The sequence below is a fragment of the Pseudoalteromonas sp. 2CM39R genome, assembly GCF_023161845.1.
In genome coordinates, this window is sequence record NZ_JALNTM010000011.1 from 92,991 (window position 1) to 116,382 (window position 23,392).

Below are 23,392 nucleotides of genomic sequence, written 5' to 3' on the forward strand. Positions count from 1 at the left end.
AGTCGCAAAGCCACCCTCAGGTGGCTTTGTTATACTCGTTAAGCAACTTATTTTTGGAGTTAGCTATGCGCACTGCGATTATTTCTCACCCCCACTGCCGTAAACATAAAATGATTGACGATCATCCAGAGTGCCCTGAGCGTTTGGATGCGATAAACGACCGTCTACTTGCAAGTGGGCTGGATGTCGCTATCGAGCAGAAACAAGCACCTAAGGCCTCGCGTGAGCACTATTTATTGGCGCATAGTGAACAACACATCAAGCATGTAGAAAGTATGATCCCAACCGAAGGGCTTAGCGATTTGGACGGCGATACCTGGTTATGCCCCGATTCATTGAAAGCAATTGAGCGTGCAGTAGGTGCAGGGTTACTCGCTGTTGATGAGGTTTTAGAGGGTAAATTGGATGCTGCATTTTGCTCAGTGCGCCCGCCAGGGCATCACGCTAACCGAGATAGCTCTTCTGGTTTTTGTGTGTTTAACAACCTTGCGATTGCGGTTAAATATGCACAAAGCAAAGGGGTGAAACGCATTGCCATTATCGATTTTGACGTACACCATGGCAATGGCACGCAAGATATTTTTATGGATGATGAAAATGTGTTGCTGTGCTCGTTATTTCAATATCCATTTTATCCAAATACCGCTATTAAAAATAACGCCACGTTGGTAAATTCACCTTTGCCTATTGCTAGTGATGGTACTGATTTAAAAGCGCTTTATGAGCAGCAGTGGCTACCAAAATTAACTGAATTTAAGCCTGAGCTACTTTTTATAAGCGCAGGATTTGATGCGCACCTTGAAGATGATATGGCCAGTTTAAAGTTTGTCGAAAGTGATTATATATGGCTTACTGAGCAGTTAGCGCAATTTAGCCAACAACATAGTTGCTTAGGTATTATCTCTTACCTAGAGGGAGGATACTCACTGTCTGCCCTCGGGCGCAGCGCGATTGCACACGTTAAAGCCTTAGTTGATTTCGGCGAGTAACATAAATGCCTGATCAGGAGTAAGCTGCTCTATTTTACTGAGGCAACATTGTCCTTCTTTTGCTAAATATTCCTTTACCAATTGCGCTAATTGTATTGCACTGAGTGCATTATGCGCATCGCCATTTAAACCTTGATAGCCACTTACCTTATCTAAAATAACCACGTTTTTCTGCTCATTCACGTCCATAGTATAAATAAAATCATGTAACTCATCGGCATGCTCTAATAGCTCAATCTCATTATTATAAATAATAATTAATGGGTAACTGATGCTCATATATTGTCCTAAATCAAATTGTCATTTACTGAATAATTTATAATCGTGCATTGGTTTAATTTTGGAAGTAAAAGCAATGCCCCACACTAGCCGCTATCAAAAAGTATGCGATGTTTTTACCAATAAGGTGATCGCCTGTACTAAGGATACCCCTTTAATTGAAGCGGTGAAACTAATGCGTGTGCACAATGTTAGCGCTATTTTTGTTAAACATCAGCAGCAAATAGTGGGGGTGTGGACTGAAACTGATTGCTTAACGCTTAACTTTTCTGATCTGACACTTAGACAAATAATGATTGAAAAGGTAATGTCGAGCCCGGTGTTGAGTGTACCCAGCCAGCAATTATTAACCGATACCGCCATGGTGTTTAATAAGCATGGCGTAAGACACTTACTGGTAACCGATGCGAATGATAACCCAAGCGGGGTGATTAGTATTACTGATATTGTGAGTAATCAAGGGTTAGAGCATTACCTGCAATTTAGACCGATAAACGAGCAATATAATAAAAATATTAGGGTAGTCCCAAGTTCATTAGCCATCAATGATGCAGTTAACTTAATGCGTGAACACGCCGAGAAAGTTGTTTTAGTATTTAATGAAGATGAAAATATCCATGGCATTATTACCCAGCGAGATTTACTAAAACTCATCACCGAGCAGCATAATCATCTTATTTGTTGGGATTTGGCGAGCCGTCCTCTGTATAAAATAAGCCCACAAGACAGCCTTTTTGATGCTTACAGGTTGATGTCTGAAAGTAGCATTCGGCATTTAGTGGTGAGCGAAAATAATCAAATTAACGGCGTATTATCACTTGAAAACTTAATTAATGAAATTGAAACCGCTTATTGTTGTGAGCTTGAAAAGGTACTTCAGCAGCGTGATATTGCACTGCAGCACTCACAGCGTAATTTATTTTTAGCCAATAAAATTATCGACTCCTCCCTAGATGGCATCATGATCACCGACTCGAATGGAGTGATTATGCAAGTAAATCCTGCATTTACTCATTTAACCGGCTACAAAGAATATGAGGTGATAGGAAAGCGGCCTAATATGTTGAGTTCAGGACGTCATGATAAAAACTTTTATATAAAAATGTGGGATTCACTGACTAAAACAGGCGTATGGCAGGGGGAAATTCATAACCGTAAAAAATCTGGCGATATTTATATTGAGTGGCTTAGTATTATAGAAATAAAAGAGCCAAGTCATAGTGATGTTACTTATGCCGCTATTTTTAGTGACATAACAGAGCGAAAGAGTGCAGAAGAAAAAGTAGTGCAGCTAGCATATTTTGATGAACTAACCGGTTTACCTAATCGGCGCTTATTTAATGATAGGCTCTCTATGGCACTGGCCTCTGCTCACAGAGATAAACAAATGCTAGCGGTAATGTTTATTGACCTTGACCGTTTTAAAGAGGTAAATGACAGCTTGGGCCATAACGCCGGTGATACCTTATTAAAATTAGTCTCTGAGCGCATTATTAACACCCTCAATGAGGGAGATACACTGGCACGATTAGGGGGAGATGAGTTTATTGTTTTGTGTGAGGTTGAAAGCGTAGCAGCTGTTATCAGACTTGCAGAGGGTATTTTAAATCACTTAAATACTCCCTTTAAATTGGAAGGATTTGAAGTGGGTGTTACCGCCTCTATAGGTGCAGCGGTTTATCCAGATGATGGCTTAGACAGTGAAATATTATTAAAGCATGCTGATATTGCCATGTATCGCTCAAAAGATGTGGGGCGTAATTCGTTTCAGTTGTTTCAACCCTCAATGAATGCCCGCTCCCTTGAGCGCTTGGCAATGATGAGCCGCTTTCAACATGCACTTGAAAATGATGAGTTTGAGCTTTATTTTCAGCCTAAACAGTGTTTAAAAACAGGGGGGATTATGGGGGCTGAAGCACTACTGCGTTGGCAAGACCCTGATTTAGGCACTATTTCGCCAGCGCAGTTTATTCCGCTTGCTGAAGAGTTAGGTTTAGTTGTTCGTCTCGATTTATGGGTTATTAACCAAGCCGGTAAGGAGTTAACTCTTTGGCAAGCACAAGGAATGAATCCCGGACGTTTGGCGATTAATGTATCTGCTTGCCACCTAAGCCAAGGTAAGTTAGCTGATAACATTAAGGTCATGCTTAATCGCTATCAATTACCTGGGAGTTTACTTGAAATAGAGCTGACCGAAAGTAGCTTTATAGGTTCTTTTTCACAGGCAAAAGAACAGTTACAACAGCTTAAAACGTTAGGTGTACATATTGCGCTTGATGATTTTGGCACGGGGTATTCGGCATTAAGCTATTTAACCAAACTGCCCTTTAATACGTTAAAAATAGATGCCAGCTTTATTGCGAAAATTCCTGATGAATACGGCAATAGCCAAATTGTTGCGGCGATTATAGCCATGGCGACAAGTTTAGGATTGGATGTGGTTGCTGAGGGAGTTGAGCATGCCTCGCAAGAGACACACTTAGCAACGATAGGCTGTAATATTATTCAGGGTTACCATTATTGCTATCCATTAACACGACAGCAATGGATAGCATTTTATAACCAAGCAGCAAAAGGTTATTCTGAGTCTACGCTCACTTCATAAGAGGTGAATTTTCGAATATTAATCACACCGCTATCAAAAATTAAGTACTGACCTTTTATACCTTGTAAAATACCGCTAACAACAGGGTTTTTATCAAAGTTAAATGAGCTAATTTTAGTTGGGTATTCACTAACTGGAAAATCAAGGTTTACTACGTCTTCATCAAGTTGTTCAATGGCGGTTGCGCCAAACAGCTCACTCAGCTCTGTAAGCTTTTCGCTTATTTGTGGAATAAGTTCGGCGGCTGCTGCTTTTAAATCAAGCGTGTCGTTTTGTCCTTTAAGCATATTACGCCAATTGGTTTTATCAGCAATAAACTGTGCCAGCGCCACTTCAACTAAGCCCGATTGCAAACGAGTCTGCACTTTAAAAATAGGTAAGGCCTGGGTTGCCCCTTGGTCAATCCAACGGGTAGGAATTTGTGTATGGCGAGTAATACCTACTTTTAATCCTGAGGTATTTGCTAGGTAAACATAATGCGGGATCATGCAATTTTCTTCGCCCCACTCTGGCTCGCGACAGGTGCCTTGGTCGTAATGGCAGGTTTCCGGTTTCATGATACACATATCGCAACTGGCAAGTTTGCGCATACACACAAAGCAGTGCCCTTGAGAATAGCTTTTTTTGGTTTTTTTACCACAGTTAGAGCACAAAATTGTGCCACTAAAAGTAAGGGTCAGCTGTTTGCCAATTAAGGCATTTAAATCAACCAGTTCATCACCTATAGGTAGGTGGTATTGAACCGGCTCTGTTAAGCTCGACTTTAATTTACGCAGTGTACCTTGCATCTTTTCTTGGCCCCAAAGATGTTAAAAAGGGGAGTTTAACATTTTTAGGCTGTATTGGCTTTTTAAGAAGTCTAAATAATTATCATAAGAGAGTGCTTTGGCATACAGGTAGCCTTGAGTACGGTCGGCGTTCATTGTTGTAAGTAGCTGATGAACCTCTTGAGTCTCTACGCCCTCAATCGTGATAGTTAGGCCCAGATTATGTGCCATATCTATGGCTGTTTGCACAATAACCTGATGCGCACGGTTATCAGTTAAATCAAACACGAATGACTTATCTACTTTAAGTTCGCTAAAGTGATAGTTAACCAAGTAGCTAAGCGATGAATAACCAGTGCCAAAGTCGTCCAGTACTACTTTAACGCCCAAAGTAGCAAGCTCATCAACTAAGGTGACTAATGCATCTTGATTTTCGACAAAAGCAGACTCAGTCAGTTCAAACTTTAATAAGTGAGGAGCAACCTGATACTTAATCAAAATATTCTCTACTTTTTCGGTCAAATTAGTAATGGCTAGATTTTTTGCACTTAAATTAATACTAATACTATGATTGCTTATGCCATCGGATGCCAGCTTCGCAATGTCTTTACAGGCTTGTTCAATAACCCAAATTGTTAATTCATTAATAATACCAGTGTGTTCGGCGAGTATAATTAGCTTTTCTATCGAAATATTTTTAAAGTCAGCACCTGGCCAGCGTAGTAGGGCTTCCGCGCCATGTATACTGCACTCCTCTAAGCTCACTTGTGGTTGATAATAAAGGGCAAGTTGATCCTCTCTTATCGCTTGCTGTAGCTTGGCTGCAAGAGCAACGTCCATGGTAAGGTTATCATGCGCAAGTGATGAGCTTACTTTGCTTAGGCTATGTTTAGCGTCGTGTAATGCTAAATAGCCTCGTTTTAACCAAAACTCAAAATCATCACGTTTACCGTAACCACTAATGCCAACACTGTAATTAAGTTGTAAGTCTAGACCTTTAATTTGATATGTTTTTGGTAACTTATTTAAGATCTGTTTGAGTAATTCTTCGAGCGTATGCTGACTCTGGTTTTTAGTGGAAATACAGGCAAATACGCCACTGCCTAAATCAGCAATTTTAGCTGGCTGATTAATACCATTGTTGAGATGAAAAAACTCTCGTTCAAAGCTTAATTGGCATTCAAGTTCGTGAGCAACATGTTTAATTAGCTCATACCCTTGCGAGGGCGTGATAATGGTATTTAGAGAGTTAAAATGACGTATTTTCACCAAGCATAAAGTGGTAGAGCGTCGCTGGGCTTTAAGTGCCATAAAGGCATACTTTAGTTTAGCGCTATTAAGTAGCTTAGTTTGCTGGGTATGTGTTGCATGATATAGCGCTTGCTCACGCTGATAACGAATCCGATCAGCGAGTGCCATTGCCATTAGGACAATTTCACACAAAATGGCCATTAAAAAAGCATGGCGTATTGAAAAACTATAGGAAATAACGCCTGTGAGCTCTAGAGGTTGGATAGCTGCGCCAATGATCAGTGGCACCCACGAAAATACGTAAAACTTAGCCCAACGAAAACCGCTTCTTAATTTGTTGTAAATTAAAATGAAGCAGACAATATAGAGCGATCCTAAAATCACAAAAAATATCGGTGCGGCTATATTTTCAGGAATGAAAAAACTCAATGTCCCTAGAACTAGCATCAGTCTTAATAAGCCGATGCTTAATTTATAGCGCCAGCAACCGTCTTTATGATAACGTAAAAACAGTGTGCAAAAGGCGAGGGTAAAAAACGCAATGGTGTAGTTGACCACAATGACTTTTTCGTGAATAAATAACTGCCATTCAAGCGGCCATAAATAAAAGCCAAACCCCAGCACGGTGCCCATTAATGCAATAGCGCTAATAATGTAGCCAATGTAAACTAAATATACGCGGTCTTTAATACCAAAATAAAGTAATAGGTTATATAGCGAGGCCATTAATAGTACGCCAGCAAAAATTCCCCAAATGCCTGTTTGTGAGCGAACTAAGTCAACAAATACAGTATGGCGATATAAGTGAATTGGGGTTTTACTGATCCCCACGGTATCTATTTTTATGACTAATTGTTGTTTAGACTGACCATCTAGTTTAAAGCGAATATGGGGCACGCTGTACTTAAATAAAGTAAGACGCGGCTCTTTATCACCAAGCTTATAAGTGTCGAGTAGCTGGTTATTACTATTGAGCCTATATATAGTGAGGTGATCCACCATCGGATTATCAAAATGCGCCACCACATCTTCTTGTTGACTGCTTTTGTTTTCTAAATCAAGGCGTAACCAATAATTTTGCTGTTGAAAACTCCAAGGAATATCGTTAAATTTTTGCTGTGTAAACTGCGCTTTATTGCTCATTACTTCTGCGAAGTTTTGTGTTTTACTCTTGTCTATGTAATATGCATGATCAAGATAAACAGGGGTTATTTTATCTATGGTATAGCGAGATGGCATCACAAAGTTTGTTGCCAATGTGCTGATAATAAAAAAGATAAAAATAAGTATTACGACCGCTATCGCATGATAGCGCAAGGTTTTAAATTCCAATATTAACCTGTGCCCTGATTGTTTTTTTATAGTGTAGCAGTAAAAAGCGCAGATAATCTGCGCTTATAAAGTTTAATGAGTAAAACTCAATAATTATTGTTCACGAGCAATTGCACGGTAGGCTATATCTGTACGGTACTCCATGCCGTCCCAGCTGATTTCATCAACCAGTTTATAGGCACGTTGTTGCGCTTCGGTAACGGTATTACCTAGTGCCGTTGCACATAATACTCTACCACCGGCAGTTACTACGTTATCGCCATCTTGCTTAGTCCCTGCGTGAAAAACTTTTTCGCCTTCAGGGTAAGTTACTTTCAGGCCACTAATCGCATCGCCTTTCGGGTAGCTATCTGGGTAGCCTTTGGCAGCTAAAACAACACCTACAGCAGCGCGTGAATCAAACTCAATGGTAGTTTTATCAAGCTCTACACGGTTAGCAGCTTCAATCAGCTCAACTAAATCTGATTGCAAACGTAGCATCATAGGTTGTGTTTCAGGGTCGCCAAAACGACAGTTATATTCAATTACTTTTGGTGTGCCGGTGTCATCTATCATTAAGCCTGCATATAAAAAGCCAGTGTACGGGTGGCCTTCGCTAGCCATACCTTCTACCGTAGGGTAAATCACTTCATTCATAATGCGTTGATGAATTTCATCAGTCACTACCGGTGCCGGAGAATAAGCGCCCATACCGCCAGTATTTGGGCCAGCATCGCCATTGTAAGCACGTTTATGATCTTGGCTAGTTGCGAATGGCAGTACGTTTTCACCATCAACCATTACGATAAACGACGCTTCTTCACCTTCTAAAAACTCTTCGATGACAACGCGGCTGCCAGCTTCACCAAAGGCATTACCCGCAAGCATATCGCGAATGGCTTCTTCTGCATCGCGTTCATCCATAGCTACAATCACGCCTTTACCTGCCGCTAAACCATCGGCTTTTATAACAATCGGTGCGCCTTTCTCTTTTAAATAGGCAAGCGCAGGGTCGATTTGTTCAAACGTTTGGTAATCAGCGGTTGGTATAGCATGACGTGCTAAAAAGTCTTTAGTGAACGATTTAGACCCTTCAAGCTGGGCTGCACCTGCTGTTGGGCCAAAAATAGCTAAGCCGTGTTCACGAAACTTATCAACAACACCTAATACTAGCGGCACTTCTGGACCAACAATGGTTAGCTCAACATTATTTTGTTGTGCAAAGCTAAGTAGCCCATCAAGATCTTCAACGTTAATTGCTACGTTCTCAAGTTTTGGCTCAAGGGCTGTGCCCGCATTACCTGGAGCAACATAAACAGTGTTTACTTTTGTATTTTGAGCGGCCTTAAACGCAAGTGCGTGTTCGCGGCCGCCGCTGCCAATGACTAATACATTCATGGCGAATATCCTATTTAAAGCGGTTTTTTAAATTTCAGCGTCATACGGTCGCTTTCACCTATGGCTTTATATTTAGCGGCATCTTGCTCGCCAAGTCTAAGGCTCGGTGGAAGGGTCCATACCCCTTTAGGGTGATCGGCTGTATCAAGAGGGTTTGCATTAATATCGCTTTTTGCTTCAAGTTCAAAACCTGCTTGTTCAGCAAGTGCAATAACCACACTCTGCTTCATATAACCTGATGACTTTTGCATTTCATCGGCTTGCTCTTCGGGTAGGCGATGTTCAACTACGCCTAAAGTGCCGCCAGGCTTAAGTGCTGTATAAAAAGACTTAAACGCATTGCTTGCTGCGTCTTTGTCTTTACTCATGAACCAGTTATGGACATTACGAAAAGTAAGTACCATATCGGCGCTACTTGCAGGTGCAATATCTAAATGAGTAGAAGGAGCAAACTCAGTAAGTTTAACGTCACTAAAGCGGGCATCTTCAGCGATTTTAGCTTTAAAACCAGCAAGAGAACGTTGGTAGTAACCTACCGATGAATCAGCAGGAAAATGCGCGGCATAATAGGTGCCTTGCTCTTTTAGTGCTGGCGCTAAAATTTCACTATACCAACCACCGCCAGGCGCAATTTCTACCACAGTCATTGTTGGTTTAAAGCCAAAAAACTCGAGGGTTTCTACAGGATTGCGGTATTGGTCGCGTTCACTGCTGCGCTCGCTTGCTTTAACTGCATTTGTTAATGCTGAGTCGTGGCCATGGTTGTGTGCTAATGCCATTGTTGAACTTAATGACAGCGTGGCAACCAGTAGAGATTTTAGTGCAAATTTCATCGTCTAATCCTTCACATTATAATTGTTAGTCATGGTTATAGAATAAGCAGAATACGTGAATTTGATGCAAACAAAAAGAGCTAACTGAAGCAGTTAGCTCTTTAAGCGATTAATGGCGGAAATGGCGCATACCCGTAAACACCATTGCCATACCGGCTTCATCAGCGGCGGCAATTACTTCTTCATCGCGCATGGAACCACCCGGTTGAATAACCGCGGTAATACCTGCTGCAGCTGCAGCATCAATGCCATCACGGAATGGGAAAAATGCATCTGATGCCATTACCGAGCCTTTTACTTCAAGGTTTTCATCAGCGGCTTTAATACCGGCAATTTTAGCTGAGTAAACACGACTCATTTGGCCTGCACCTACACCTATAGTCATACCGTCGCGGGCATAAACAATGGCGTTTGATTTTACAAATTTAGCCACTTTCCAGCAGAACAGTAAGTCTTTAAGTTCTTGCTCAGAAGGCTGGCGCTTAGAGACAACCGTTAAGTCGCCTTGCGTTACCATACCTAAATCACGGTCTTGAATTAGAACGCCGCCATTAACGCGTTTAATGTCATGGCCTGTGCCTTTAGCAGAGAACTCACCACACTCTAATAAACGTACGTTTTGTTTAGCTGATACTATTTGAGCGGCTTCTGCACTCACGCTTGGTGCGATAATAACTTCAACAAATTGACGTTCAACAATCGCTTGTGCAGTTTTTGCGTCAAGTTCTTGGTTAAAAGCAATAATGCCGCCAAACGCTGACGTTGGATCAGTTTTAAAGGCGCGATCGTATGCTTCTAAGATATTTTCGCCAATTGAAACACCACATGGATTAGCATGTTTTACAATAACACACGCCGGTACATCAAATTCTTTAACACACTCAAGTGCGGCATCGGTATCGGCAATATTGTTAAACGATAATGCTTTACCTTGCAGTTGAGTGGCTGTCGCCACTGACGCTTCAGAGATGTCGTTTTCAACATAAAACGCGGCATCCTGATGCGAATTTTCACCGTAACGCATATCTTGTTTTTTAGTGAATTGCATATTGATAGTACGAGGGAACTTAGTATCTTCAGCGGCTTCTTCTGTGTAATCAGGAACCATTTTACCGAAGTAGTTAGCAATCATACCGTCGTATTGCGCTGTATGCTCATAAGCGGCAATAGCTAGATCAAAGCGGGTTTTGTAAGTCGTTGAGCCGTTGTTATTTTGCATTTCGCTGATAACACGGTCGTAGTCGCTTGCGTTAACAACAATCGTCACATCTTTGTGATTTTTAGCTGCTGCACGCACCATAGTTGGGCCACCAATATCGATGTTTTCTATAGCATCTTCAAGGCTGCAGTTTTCTTGAGCGACAGTATTCGCAAAGGGGTATAAGTTAACTACAACGATGTCGATAGCAGAAATGTTGTTATCTGCCATTACGCCTTCATCTTGGCCACGACGAGCAAGAATACCGCCATGAATTTTTGGGTGTAGGGTTTTTACGCGACCATCCATGATCTCAGGGTGTCCGGTGTGATCTGATACTTCGGTAACTTTAATCGCATTATCAGCAAGTAGTTTACAAGTGCCGCCAGTTGAAAGTATTTCAACACCTTGTGCTTCTAGTGCACGGGCAAATTCAACAATACCGGTTTTGTCTGACACACTCAAAAGTGCGCGACGTATAGGACGATGTGTATCCATTGTAGTTTGATTTCCTCAGTTAATGAGCTAGCTTAGAAGCGCGTATTTTAACTGATTACGACTCAAAAAACGACTTATAACGACCCATAAAGCGTGAGCATTTTGCAATTTCGTTAATAAATTTTACAGATAAAAAAAGCACCCTAAGGTGCTTTTTTAAGAGTGTTTTATAAAACACTCAGTGTATTGAATCAGTAAGCGCGGTAAAGCAATTACGGCATCAATTAGTTCATACCGTATTTTTTTAGCTTTTTACGTAAAGTACCACGGTTGATACCTAGTAAAATTGCCGCACGAGTCTGGTTGCCACGTGTGTAAGTCATTACTTCTTCAAGCAATGGCGCTTCTAGCTCAGAAAGAACAAGGTCGTAAACGTCTTGCACATCTTGACCGTTAAGCTGTTTTAAGTAGTGGTGAACAGCTTTTTTTACTGCATCACGCAATGGCTGCGGTTTCTCGTGTGACTGAACATGAGGGTTTGTGATAAATGGAGAAGTCACGTTTTGTTCGAACATTATAAAGTCTCTTTCTTTCTTAGTTAGCTGCTAGTGTTTTAAAGTATTGCTCTAATGCGACGACCTGTTCCTCGGAATTGTCGAGCGCATTAAATACTCGCCTAAACTGACCGTCACTGTCATGGGTTTGCAAATACCAAGATACATGTTTGCGAGCGATTCGTGCTCCCATTGGCTCACCGTAAAACATATGGAGGTTGGTTAAATGCTCCATTAAAATACTGCGCACCTCTGCAATAGCAGGTGGCTGCATATGTTCACCAGTTCGCAAATAGTGGTCTATCTCCCTAAATATCCAAGGGCGACCTTGGGCGGCTCGACCAATCATGATGGCATCTGCACCCGTATAGTCCAAAACCTGCTTTGCTTTTTCAGGTGATGTAATATCACCATTAGCAACCACAGGTATCGACACTGAACGTTTTATATCCCTAATTGTGGCGTACTCAGCATCACCTTTGTACATACATGCGCGCGTGCGCCCATGTACAGCCAGTGATGCAATGCCATAACGTTCAGCTATTCTTGCAATCTCTACACCATTACGGTTGTCCTGATCCCATCCAGTACGGATTTTAAGTGTTACAGGTATATCAACCGCATTAACGACGGCATCAATAATCTCTTCCACGAGTTCTGGAAACTGTAATAAGGCTGAGCCTGCAAGTTTCTTGTTCACTTTTTTTGCTGGGCACCCCATATTGATATCTATGATCTGTGCACCGTTTGCAACATTGAATTGTGCGGCCTGTGCCATAAGCTCAGGGTCTGCTCCTGCAATTTGCACCGCACGTATACCCGACTCACCAGAATGATCCATTCGGTTCATCGACTTTTCGGTTTTCCAAACCTTCGGATTAGACGACAGCATTTCAGACACAGCAAGGCCAGCGCCTAAACGACGACATAACTGTCTAAATGGTCTGTCTGTTATGCCCGCCATAGGCGCGACAATGACATTATTCTCAAGTTGGTATGAACCGATACGCACGATATTCAATAGGCCTCTTTTCAAGGGGCGCTAAGTTTACGGCTTTTTGCGCAAAAATCAAAGGCTATAAATTGAACAAAAGTGACTTTTTTTTGCTCTTTTCGTATTGACATTTGATAACCGTATGACGAAGCGGTTTATTTGTGTGAATTTTGAACGGTCGTTGTTTTTATAATAAAAAGTCTTTATTTTTTATTATGTAAAAAAATAGTAAAGCCTGTTAAATACAGGCTCTAGAAACGACTTTTGAGTTAATACTCTAAACTTTTAAAAACGCACTATTATGCTTTTTTAATGCCACTGACTCGGGTCCAGTCGCCTTCAATGGCAATCTCATCAAGTTCAATAAAGGGCGCATATATATCGGCAACCGATTTTGCTTGCTCTTCTAAAATGCCCGACATGGCAATTTTACCGCCTGGTTTTAATAATCCTAAAATCACACTATGAAGCTCACGCAGAGGTTGCGCTAAAATATTTGCCACAACAATATCGGCTGTAAATTCAGGCTGGTTTTCTGGTAGATAAACTTCAAGCTTGTCAGCAACGCCATTACGGTTAGCGTTATCTAAGCTTGCTTCTAGCGCTTGCGGATCAATGTCTATCCCTATCATGCGCTCTGCACCTAGTTTAATTGCTGCAATGCCTAATATGCCTGAACCACAACCAAAATCGACTACCGTTTTGCCGCTCAAGTCTTGGCTTTCAAGCCACTTTAAACACAGCGCGGTGGTGGCGTGCGTGCCAGTACCAAATGCAAGACCAGGATCAAGTAGCACATTGACTGCGTCTGGATCTGGAATATCGCGCCAGCTAGGGCAAATCCATAGTTTTTCGCCAAATTGAATAGGGTGGAAGTTATCCATCCACTCACGTTCCCAATCTTTGTCTTCGAGTTGCTCGATTTTGTAAACTAAATTGTCTTTGAGCTCATCATGGCGCTTTAATAACGCAACCACGGCGTTCATATCGTGATTAGCTTCGAACAGACCAATTACTGTGGTATCAGCCCAAAAAACGACAGTGCCAATTTTGGGTTCGTAAATAGGGGTGTCTTTAGCATCAATAAAAGTAACAGAAGCACTACCAGCTTCCATTAATAAGTCACTAACTGCATCTGCGGTTGCAGCATTGGCATTGATACGGATTTGGATCCAAGCCATGTTTATTTCCTTGAAATAGAAAAAAGGCCGCTACAGCGGCCTTTTGAGTTAACTCATAATGTAACGCTAGATTATTTAGCGTCTAAAAAGCTTTTCAGTAAATCAGAGCGAGAAGGGTGACGTAATTTACGTAGTGCCTTCGCTTCAATTTGACGAATACGCTCACGTGTTACATCAAACTGCTTACCTACTTCTTCCAACGTGTGGTCGGTATTCATATCAATACCAAAACGCATACGCAGTACTTTCGCTTCACGGGCAGTTAAGCCAGCGAGCACATCGTTAGTTGCGCCACGAAGAGACTCCATTGTTGCCGAATCGATAGGCGAATCAATAGTCGTATCTTCAATGAAGTCGCCTAAGTGCGAATCTTCATCATCACCAATCGGTGTTTCCATTGAAATTGGCTCTTTTGCAATCTTAAGTACCTTACGGATTTTATCCTCAGGCATCATCATGCGTTCAGCTAATTCTTCTGGATTTGGCTCACGACCCATTTCTTGTAACATTTGACGTGAAATACGGTTCAATTTATTGATCGTTTCAATCATATGTACTGGAATACGGATCGTTCTTGCTTGGTCAGCAATAGAGCGAGTAATTGCTTGGCGGATCCACCACGTAGCATAAGTAGAGAACTTATAACCACGACGGTATTCAAACTTATCAACCGCTTTCATCAAACCAATATTACCTTCTTGAATTAAATCCAAGAACTGTAAACCACGGTTGGTGTATTTTTTAGCGATTGAAATTACCAGACGTAAGTTCGCTTCTACCATCTCTTTTTTAGCACGGCGCGCTTTCGCTTCACCAATACTCATGCGACGGTTTATATCTTTAATACGCTCAATGCTTAAGCCAGTACTTTCTTCCATTGAAGAAAGTTTGCTAATACAACGAAGTATTTCAGGCTTCACTTCTTCAAGTTTAGCTGAATGCTTTTCGTTAGCTGCAATTTCAATATCAAGCCATGCTGTGTCAGTTTCGTTGTTTGCAAAGTGCTTAACAAAGGTTTTCTTTGGAAGCTTTGAAACTTGTACTGCATGCTTCATGATAAGACGTTCTTGAACGCGAACTCGGTCCATCATTTCACGCATGTTATTAACCATGCGGTCAAATTGTTTTGGCACAAGTTTAAAGGTTCTGAACAACTCACCAATTTCTAAAATAGCGGCTTGAGATTCTGGATGAGAGCGACCTTTCTTATCGAATGTTTCACGTGCTTTAGTGTATAAGTCACGTAAGTTTTCGAAATGGATGCGCGCTTCTTCAGGATCTGGACCTGTATCTACTTCTTCTTCGTCTTCATCATCGCTGTCATCATCATCGTCGCTGTCATCAAGCTGTTTTTCGCTTAATTCAGAGCCAATGTTAGTGGCAGCAATTGGTGGTGCTTCGTCTGCATCAGGATCGAAAAAGCCAGAGATAATGTCGCTAAGGCGCATCTCCTCTGCTTCAAACTTATCCCACTGTTCAAGTAGGTAAGTGATCGCTTCTGGGTATTCAGCAACCGAAATCTGTACTTGGTTAATGCCTTCTTCAATACGTTTAGCGATAACTATTTCGCCTTCACGGGTAAGAAGTTCAACAGTACCCATTTCACGCATGTACATGCGAACAGGATCTGTTGTACGGCCGATTTCTTTTTCTACAGTAGCAAGGGCTGCAGCGGCAGCTTCCGCTGCGTCTTCGTCTGTCGTGGTTTCTTGCATCATTAATTCATCAGCATCAGGCGCGTTTTCGCTAACCTTGATACCCATGTCATTAATCATGCTAATGATATCTTCTACTTGATCTGAGTCGATAATATCTTGTGGAAGGTGATCATTAACTTCTGCAAAAGTTAAGTAACCTTGCTCTTTACCTTTTTGAATCAGAAGTTTTAATTGTGACTGAGGAGTTGGATCCATAGAGATTGTTTCTTCCACTCTGATAAGTTGATACAACAGGCGCCATCATGGAGTTTGCTCAAAGGCTAACCAGAATAATGTGACGCAGTGAATAGCACAGTATAACAGCCTAAATCAAATCTGACTAGCCGTTAGTCGTTTTTAACGCTGTCATTAGCAAATGACATTCTAGTCGTTCATCGCTATTTAAGCCCTGTGTCTTGTCTTTTATTAATAGGGTCTCTAGTCGATAATTTAAACACTGATCTTCAATAAATTTAAAAGTATTTTGAAAAACAGTCTCTAAACGCTCTTCATTTATTTGATGTTGCCATGTAGCCAACTTAGTTAATGGCTCATAGTCATCAGTATCTCTAAATGATTCAAGAATTTGTGCAGTGGTAATGCCATCTTTTTGTAACGCTTGATGTTGTAAGCGCAATAATAAGCCGATTCCTGCAATATTCATTTGTGCTAAATCAGGCAAGTAGGGCACGCTTTTCGCCAAATTAGGATGCTGAATTAAAATGCCTATCGCTTGGCGCATCGGTGTAATTTTAAATTTACGTTCAATTGCTTGCTGCTGTTTTGGTGTTTTTAAGTGATTATTGAGTTGCTCACGGGTGCGACCAATTAAACGCCCAAGTTGCTCCAAGATATTTTCTTGATAGAACTCACTTGGGATCTTTTCAATTAATGGCAGTGCTGCACTGAGTAACTTAGCTTTACCGGAATCGAGCGTTAAATCAATCTCTTTACTTAGTTTATTAAACAGCACTTTAGTGAAGTCATCGGCGTTTTCAAGGCGTTGCTCAAAAGCTTCTTTACCTTCTTGTTGTACAAGTGAATCAGGGTCTTCACCATCGGGTAAAAATACAAAATGCAGTGCTTTGCCATCGTTTAAGTAAGGAAGTGCATTTTCCAGTGCACGCCACGCGGCATCTTTACCTGCACGGTCACCGTCGTAGCAACAAATAACTTTGTCGGTGGTTCTAAATAAGGTGTGCATATGCTCGCTGGTTGTCGCTGTGCCGAGTGCGGCAACTGCGTATTCTATGCCTTGTTCAGCCAGCGCAACGACGTCCATATAACCTTCTACTATAAGTACATGATCGAGCTTTTTGTGTGCTTGTTTTGCTTCATAAAGGCCATAAAGTTCAAAGCCTTTGTGGAATATTCGTGTTTCAGGAGAGTTTAAATATTTTGGCCCCTGATCTGCTTGCATTACACGGCCACCAAAAGCAATTACGCGACCGCGTTTATCACGAATAGGAAACATTAAACGATCACGGAAAAAATCGAATTGCTTACCTGGCGTTTTTTCAGATGCGAGCTTTAGCTCAACTAATTGTTCTTTTTGCTCTTGGTTTCGCCCGAGTTGTTGGCAGAGGCCTTCCCATTCGCTGGGCGCATAGCCCATCATAAACTTTTTAACTGTTGCGCCGCTTAAGCCGCGACCTTTTACATAATCTATTACTGTTTCAGAATTACTATGATGTTTTAACTGGTGTTGATAAAAACGCGCTGCATGGAGCATTAAATCGTAGTCTGAACGTTTTTGTGCTGCGGTGCGTTCTGGGCCATTACTACTTCCTTGTTCGCGAGGAACATCTAGGTTAAGTAAACTGGCTAGCTCTTCAATTGCATCAACAAACTCAAGTTTGTCATATTCCATAACAAAAGAAATAGCATTGCCGTTAGCGCCACAGCCAAAGCAATGATAAAACTGTTTATCTTGCGATACAGTAAACGAAGGCGATTTTTCATTGTGAAAAGGACAGCAAGCTTGATAGTCTTTGCCCGCTTTTTTCAACCCTACCTTTGAGTCAATCAGGTCGACAATATCGGTTCGTGCCAATAAATCATCGATAAAGTTGCGTGGGATCTTTCCAGCCATTGTTTAAAGTACAGCCCTAAGGTAAATATAAAAGTGTTAAAAGCGAATTATAATACGCAGAGATTGGAACACAAATGCATATTTTTTTGAAGTGCTCTAAACGAAGAAACCGAGCTCAAGGCTCGGTTTACTTCAATCATACTTAATGTATGTGGGAGTATTAGGCAGTTAATCGTTGCTTAATTAAACCTGAGATTTTGCCCATATCGGCACGACCTTCGGCTTTACTTTTGATTATACCCATTACTTTACCCATGTCTTGCATACCTGCTGCGTTAGTATCAGCAATAGCCGCGTCAATGAGAGCAATGATTTCTTCTTCACTCAATTGTTGAGGTAAAAAAGCTTCAAGTGCTGTAATCTCATTGGCTTCAATTTCAGCTAAATCATCACGCCCAGCATCTTTATACTGAGTGTAAGAGTCGCGACGTTGTTTAACAAGCTTCACTATAACGGAGGTAATACCTGCGTCGTCTAGTGTTATTTGCTCGTCAATTTCACGTTGCTTGATTGCAGCAAGTACCATACGAATTGGGTTAAGACGTTGTTTGTCTTTGGCTCTCATCGCATCTTTTTGCGCATCTTTTAGCGTTATTAAAAGGCTCATTTATACAAGACCTAATATATTAGTATAATTTAACGCGACGAGCGTTATCACGAGAAAGTTTTTTCATGTGACGTTTAACAGCAGCTGCTTTTTTACGCTTACGCTCAGCTGTTGGTTTTTCATAGTGCTCGCGACGACGAACTTCTGAAAGGATACCTGCTTTTTCACATGAACGCTTGAAGCGACGAAGTGCTACGTCAAACGGTTCGTTCTCTCTTACTTTAATTACTGGCATTAAAAATTCACCTACCTAAATTATGAGCGTTGCTCAAGTTGATCAAACATTGATCAAGTGGTTCAAAAATGGTGCGGTATTGTAATCCGAAGCAACACCACATGTAAAGGATAATATTAACAGAAACCCGACGGCTAAAACAGTGCTAATTTATATGCCGTTGGTATAGCCTGCAAAAAACTTGCCCAGCTTTTTTTTCTTTTATTAACAACCAGTTATTAGGTGCTTTAAACGAAGTTAACTCGGTTTCTACTTCAACATATATTAGTGCGTCAGGGTCGAGCCATTGATTATTTTCTAATAAATCACAGCATGATTGGGCTAAATTTTTGCGAAATGGCGGGTCAATAAAAACTAAATTAAATGTGTCATTGGTGTTTCTGCTTTCAAGAAAGGTCAGGGTATTAGTATTGAGTACCTGTGCATTTTGCGCATTAAGGGTGGCAACATTTTGCGTTAGCTGTTTTGCTGCTAACGGATCAAGCTCTAAAAATGTGGTGTTTTTAGCAAAGCGAGATAGCGCTTCGAACCCTAAACCTCCGGAACCGGCAAAGCAATCGAGAGTGCGCGCATCGAGGGTATCGTGCATTAACCAATTAAATACTGTTTCTTTTATTCTGTCGGTTGTAGGGCGCAAGCCTTGAACGTCTTTTACTGGCAGTTTTCGACCGCGAAATTGGCCGCTAATGATTCTAATAACGCCATCGACTGATTTATGGGTGGTGTTATTTGGTGTGATTTTTTTTCTCATTTAACTCACTAAAAATTGGTATCTATGATCTAGCTCAGATAATATTGCAATCATATCACGGCGTGTCATTTTTCAACTGCGCTAAAAGTGTTACTATTATGCACCCTCGAGGATAACGTGTTGCTAAAAAGCAATTATTTAGGCTTAAAAGCACGCTATCATTATCGTTAGTTTATCAGATTTTTATAAGTGGTTATTAGCAAGTATGGCAAAAAAAAGTAAATTCATGTCGTGGCTCGGTTTTGGCAAGTCAGATAAAAAACAAGCAGAAGCTGATAAACAACAAGCATTGGCAAACGAGCAGGCAGAAAAAGCCGAACAGGAGCGCTTAGCAGCAGAGAAAGCCGAGGCAGAGCGTTTACAAGCTGAAGCTGAAGCCGAACGTTTAGAACAAGCCCGAATTGCAGCTGAACAAGCTGAAGCAGAACGTTTAGCGCAAGAGCAAGCTGAAAAAGCCGAACAACAAATAGCTGCCGAAAAAGCAGAGACAGAGCGTTTAGAGCAAGAAAAACAGGCGCAAGCACAACGCGCTGCGGCAGCAGAAAAACAAGCGATTGAACAAGCTAACGCTGAGCTATTGGCTAAACAACAGGCAGATGCCGAGCAGCAAAGACAAGAGCAAGCTCAACGTTTAGCAGAGCAAGAAGCGCAAATGTTGTTACAGCAAGAGCGTATAGCAGCTGAAAAAGCAGAAGCTGAACGTTTAGAGCAAGAGACACAGGCGCAAGCACAACGCGCGGCGGAGGCAGAAAAACGAGCGATTGAACAAGCTAACGCTGAGCTATTAGCTAAACAACAGGCGGATGCAGAGCAGCAAAGACAAGAGCAAGCTAAACGTTTAGCTGAACAAGAAGCGAAAATGTTGTTAGAGCAAGAACGTATCGCGGCTGAACAAGCTGAGAATGAGCGTCTAGAGCAACAGCGCATTGCAGCAGAGCAAGCTGAAAATGAACGTTTAGAGCAACAGCGTATTGCAGCAGAGCAAGCTGAGAATGAGCGCTTAGAACAACAGCGTATTGCAGCAGAGCAAGCTGAGAATGAGCGTTTAGAGCAACAGCGTATTGCAGCAGAGCAAGCTGAGAATGAGCGCTTAGAACAACAACGCATAGCAGCAGAACAAGCAGAGAATGAACGTTTAGAGCAACAGCGCATTGCAGCAGAGCAAGCAGAGAGTGAGCATTTAGAACAACAGCGTATTGCAGCAGAGCAAGCTGAAAATGAGCGTTTAGAGCAAGAGCGTATTGCAACTGAAGAAGAGGCTGAGCGTCTAGAGCAACAGCGACTGACCGCAGAGCTTGCAGAGGAAGAAGCAAAGAAAGCGGAGAAACCTAAAAAAGAAGGCTTTTTCTCTCGTCTCAAAAAAGGCTTACTTAAAACTCGAGTTAATATTGGCTCTGGTTTTTCGTCAATTTTTAGCGGTAAAAAAATTGACGATGAGTTATTTGAAGAGCTAGAGACTCAGTTACTTACTGCTGATCTCGGTGTTGATACCACCATGAAGCTCATTGATAACTTAACTGATGCAGCCGATCGCAAGCAACTTAAAGATGGCGATGCGCTTTATGAGCTTATGAAACAAGAAATGGCAACTATGCTAAAAACAGCAGAGCAGCCTTTAGAAATACCAGCAGATAAAAAACCTTTTGTTATTTTAATGGTAGGGGTAAACGGCGTAGGTAAAACCACCACCATTGGTAAAATGGCCAAGCAATTCCAAAATCAAGGTAAGTCGGTCATGCTTGCTGCCGGTGATACTTTTAGAGCTGCAGCGGTAGAGCAGCTTCAAGTATGGGGTGAACGCAACAGCATTCCGGTAATAGCTCAACATACAGGTGCTGATAGTGCATCGGTAGTATTTGATGCTTTTCAAGCTGCAAAAGCACGTAATGTCGATGTGTTAATTGCTGATACAGCAGGGCGCTTGCAAAATAAAGATAACTTAATGCAAGAGCTTGAAAAAATAGCCCGTGTAATGAAAAAAGTAGACCCTGATGCACCTCATGAAGTGATGCTGACTATTGATGCTGGTACAGGCCAAAATGCAATTAGCCAAGTAAACCTATTTAATCAATGTGTAGGTTTAACAGGTATCACATTATCAAAGCTTGATGGTACTGCTAAAGGTGGGGTTATTTTTGCCGTTGCCGATAAGTTTAATATTCCTATTCGTTACATTGGCGTAGGTGAAAGTATTGATGATTTACGTACCTTCAAGAGCGATGACTTTATTGACGCGCTATTTAGTCAAGATGAGGACGACGCTTAATTTACCAAAAGGGAGCCTGCTCCCTTTTTAATTGCGAGGAATACCATTTTATTTAGAGCCTAAGGCTAACAATAAATTGGCAATAATAAAAAATGATAAATTTTCAGCAAGTAAGTAAAACCTATGCCGGTGGACACCGCGCGCTTGAAAAAGTGAACTTTCATATAAAGCCTGGCGAATTGGCCTTTCTAACTGGCCACAGTGGGGCTGGTAAAAGTACACTATTAAAGCTTATTAGCTTAATGGAACGTCCTTCTGCAGGAAACGTGTTTATTAATGGCGTGGATTTAAATAAATTAAATTCCCGTCAAATTCCGTATGCACGTCGCGACATTGGTATTATTTTTCAAAATCATCGATTATTAGAGCGATACACGGTATTTGATAACGTTGCTTTGCCCTTAATTATTGAAGGTACTCACCACAAGCAAATTGCCAAACGTGTGCATGGAGCGCTTGATAAAGTGGGCTTGTTAGATAAAGTGCGCTGTCACCCTTCTACACTTTCTGGTGGTGAACAACAACGAGTAGGGATTGCACGAGCCATCGTCAATTCGCCACCTATATTGCTAGCCGATGAACCTACCGGTAACTTAGACCCTGAATTATCAATGGAAATATTACGACTGTTTGAAGACTTTAATAAACATGGCACCACGGTTTTAATTGCCACTCATGATTTGGGCTTAGTGTCACGGATGAAGTACCGCAGTTTAACGCTTCATGATGGACGAATGAGCCAAGATCCACTGGCTGAGGGGGTATTATGAGTTTACTGTTCAAAAGCCGTCAAAATAGTAATGATAAACAAAAAAAGTCAGTATTCTCTGGCGGTTACTTTTTTATTATTAATATTTTTCGCCAAGGTGTGTACAGTCTAGGAGAAATGTGGCGCACGCCATTGGCTTCAATGATGACCATTGCAGTACTCGGTTTGAGTTTAACGTTGCCTGCAACACTATATTTAGTGGTAAAAAATGTGCAGCAAGTGAGTAGTGGTTTTGAGCAAGCCAGCGAAATATCCTTGTTTGTAAAAGAAAATATGAGCGAGCAAGAAACGCAAACCTTAGTTAAACGTTTAGCGCTATATCCCGAAATACAAACTGTGACTTTTATTTCTCGCACTGAGGCTTTGGATGAGTTCAAAGAAATGTCTGGCTTTGGTCAGGCTTTAGAGTATTTAGATACCAACCCGTTACCGAATGTAGTTTTAGTCACACCAACACAACGACATAGCCAACCTAATGCAGCTAAGCAATTGCTTAAAAAACTTGAAGCCGAACGCGAAGTTGACTTTGGTAAGCTTGATATTGCTTGGCTTGAGCGCCTAAATGCATTACTAAGTTTGTTAAAAGAGAGTGTAATTACTATTGCGCTATTATTACTTACCTCAGTGACGCTTATTATAGGCAATACAATTCGTTTATCTATTATGGATAAAAAAGAAGAAATACAGGTAATGAAGCTAGTAGGGGCAACCAATACCTTTATACACGCTCCCTTTTTATGGACTGGCATTTGGTATGGCGTGATTGGCGGATTGTTTGCCTTTATTTGTGTAGCATTAATGATGTGGTGGCTATCTGCTGCAGTAAGCAGTGTTGCAGGGGTGTATCAAACCAGTTTTACGCTAATAGGGCTTAGTCTTAATGAGTTTGGCGCGTTGGTATTACTTGCTACTAGTTTAGGTTTTATTGGTTCTTACTTATCGGTTAATCGTTACATCTCAGAAATAGAACCAGATAAGGTTTAGGGCCCTAATATAATTCTTAAAACTGTCATGTTTTGAGTTTAAAATAATAAAAAAGCCAAAGCAAAAAGGTTATTTTTGTTTTGGCTAAATCAATTCATAGGTTATTCAGTCGCCTAGCGTAGACTGACTTAACACTAAAAAAACCACTTGATTTATGATTCAAAAAAGTTTTAAATTCAAGTTAGCACTCTTA

19 protein-coding genes are annotated in these 23,392 nt (G+C 41.3%); 5 read left to right on the plus strand and 14 right to left on the minus strand.

The features are described 5' to 3' along the window. The first annotated feature begins 65 nt into the window (after positions 1 to 65). A complete protein-coding gene (locus MTF66_RS22880; RefSeq protein WP_138622336.1) occupies positions 66 to 989 on the plus strand; it encodes a histone deacetylase family protein in 924 nt (307 codons plus the stop codon). Here MTF66_RS22880 and MTF66_RS22885 read toward each other — a convergent pair. After that, complete coding sequence (locus MTF66_RS22885; RefSeq protein ID WP_075169887.1) at positions 969 to 1,268, minus strand: hypothetical protein; 300 nt, start codon at positions 1,266 to 1,268, stop codon at positions 969 to 971. The two genes, MTF66_RS22880 and MTF66_RS22885, sit on opposite strands and share 21 nt — an antisense overlap. A gap of 76 nt (positions 1,269 to 1,344) precedes the next feature. On the opposite strand from MTF66_RS22885, the gene MTF66_RS22890 reads away from it, so the two are divergent. Further along, positions 1,345 to 3,873, plus strand: coding sequence for an EAL domain-containing protein (locus MTF66_RS22890; RefSeq protein ID WP_171043262.1), 2,529 nt, complete (start codon positions 1,345 to 1,347; stop codon positions 3,871 to 3,873). On the opposite strand, the gene MTF66_RS22895 is transcribed toward MTF66_RS22890, so the two are convergent. The 13 genes from MTF66_RS22895 to rsmD all read right to left on the minus strand — a co-directional run bounded on the left by MTF66_RS22895 (position 3,846) and on the right by rsmD (position 19,180). Continuing rightward, positions 3,846 to 4,661 (minus strand): DUF2797 domain-containing protein, encoded by an 816-nt coding sequence (locus MTF66_RS22895; protein ID WP_010391775.1) that lies wholly within the window; start codon positions 4,659 to 4,661, stop codon positions 3,846 to 3,848. The two genes, MTF66_RS22890 and MTF66_RS22895, sit on opposite strands and share 28 nt — an antisense overlap. Positions 4,662 to 4,682: 21 nt before the next feature. Then, complete coding sequence (locus tag MTF66_RS22900) at positions 4,683 to 7,223, minus strand: EAL domain-containing protein (protein ID WP_138622332.1); 2,541 nt, start codon at positions 7,221 to 7,223, stop codon at positions 4,683 to 4,685. A 93-nt stretch (positions 7,224 to 7,316) separates the two neighbouring features. Continuing rightward, positions 7,317 to 8,600, minus strand: a complete 1,284-nt coding sequence (gene purD / locus MTF66_RS22905; RefSeq protein WP_054202604.1) for a phosphoribosylamine--glycine ligase — start codon at positions 8,598 to 8,600, stop codon at positions 7,317 to 7,319. Positions 8,601 to 8,614: 14 nt separating this feature from the next. After that, on the minus strand, positions 8,615 to 9,433 hold the full coding sequence (locus MTF66_RS22910) for a class I SAM-dependent methyltransferase (protein ID WP_075169883.1): 819 nt from the start codon (positions 9,431 to 9,433) through the stop codon (positions 8,615 to 8,617). A 109-nt stretch (positions 9,434 to 9,542) separates the two neighbouring features. Continuing rightward, a complete protein-coding gene (gene purH / locus MTF66_RS22915; protein ID WP_138622328.1) occupies positions 9,543 to 11,129 on the minus strand; it encodes a bifunctional phosphoribosylaminoimidazolecarboxamide formyltransferase/IMP cyclohydrolase in 1,587 nt (528 codons plus the stop codon). A 224-nt stretch (positions 11,130 to 11,353) separates the two neighbouring features. Further along, entirely contained in the window at positions 11,354 to 11,644 is a 291-nt protein-coding gene (gene fis, locus MTF66_RS22920) for a DNA-binding transcriptional regulator Fis (protein ID WP_002957804.1), read from the minus strand. A 19-nt stretch (positions 11,645 to 11,663) separates the two neighbouring features. Continuing rightward, positions 11,664 to 12,635, minus strand: a complete 972-nt coding sequence (gene dusB, locus MTF66_RS22925; RefSeq protein WP_010391792.1) for a tRNA dihydrouridine synthase DusB — start codon at positions 12,633 to 12,635, stop codon at positions 11,664 to 11,666. 281 nt (positions 12,636 to 12,916) lie between these two features. Continuing rightward, on the minus strand, positions 12,917 to 13,798 hold the full coding sequence (gene prmA, locus MTF66_RS22930; RefSeq protein ID WP_054202602.1) for a 50S ribosomal protein L11 methyltransferase: 882 nt from the start codon (positions 13,796 to 13,798) through the stop codon (positions 12,917 to 12,919). Positions 13,799 to 13,869: 71 nt separating this feature from the next. Next, the gene (gene rpoD / locus MTF66_RS22935; RefSeq protein ID WP_010391796.1) at positions 13,870 to 15,711 is read right to left on the minus strand and encodes an RNA polymerase sigma factor RpoD; all 1,842 of its coding nucleotides are present in this window, start codon (positions 15,709 to 15,711) and stop codon (positions 13,870 to 13,872) included. A 124-nt stretch (positions 15,712 to 15,835) separates the two neighbouring features. After that, positions 15,836 to 17,587: a DNA primase gene (gene dnaG, locus MTF66_RS22940; RefSeq protein WP_008114875.1), complete on the minus strand. Its 1,752-nt coding sequence runs from the start codon at positions 17,585 to 17,587 to the stop codon at positions 15,836 to 15,838. 160 nt (positions 17,588 to 17,747) lie between these two features. Beyond that, positions 17,748 to 18,194 (minus strand): GatB/YqeY domain-containing protein, encoded by a 447-nt coding sequence (locus MTF66_RS22945; RefSeq protein ID WP_008114877.1) that lies wholly within the window; start codon positions 18,192 to 18,194, stop codon positions 17,748 to 17,750. 19 nt (positions 18,195 to 18,213) lie between these two features. Next, a complete protein-coding gene (rpsU, locus tag MTF66_RS22950) occupies positions 18,214 to 18,429 on the minus strand; it encodes a 30S ribosomal protein S21 (RefSeq protein ID WP_002957797.1) in 216 nt (71 codons plus the stop codon). Positions 18,430 to 18,574: 145 nt separating this feature from the next. Further along, positions 18,575 to 19,180, minus strand: a complete 606-nt coding sequence (gene rsmD, locus MTF66_RS22955) for a 16S rRNA (guanine(966)-N(2))-methyltransferase RsmD (protein ID WP_138622326.1) — start codon at positions 19,178 to 19,180, stop codon at positions 18,575 to 18,577. A gap of 205 nt (positions 19,181 to 19,385) precedes the next feature. Here rsmD and ftsY point away from each other — a divergent pair, with 205 nt between their 5' ends. The 3 genes from ftsY to ftsX all read left to right on the plus strand — a co-directional run bounded on the left by ftsY (position 19,386) and on the right by ftsX (position 23,199). Continuing rightward, on the plus strand, positions 19,386 to 21,446 hold the full coding sequence (ftsY, locus tag MTF66_RS22960; RefSeq protein WP_248528906.1) for a signal recognition particle-docking protein FtsY: 2,061 nt from the start codon (positions 19,386 to 19,388) through the stop codon (positions 21,444 to 21,446). Positions 21,447 to 21,538: 92 nt separating this feature from the next. Continuing rightward, positions 21,539 to 22,216, plus strand: a complete 678-nt coding sequence (gene ftsE / locus MTF66_RS22965) for a cell division ATP-binding protein FtsE (protein ID WP_008114891.1) — start codon at positions 21,539 to 21,541, stop codon at positions 22,214 to 22,216. Beyond that, positions 22,213 to 23,199, plus strand: coding sequence for a permease-like cell division protein FtsX (gene ftsX / locus MTF66_RS22970; protein WP_008114892.1), 987 nt, complete (start codon positions 22,213 to 22,215; stop codon positions 23,197 to 23,199). The genes ftsE and ftsX overlap by 4 nt, the downstream gene beginning before the upstream one ends. Positions 23,200 to 23,392: the final 193 nt, after the last annotated feature.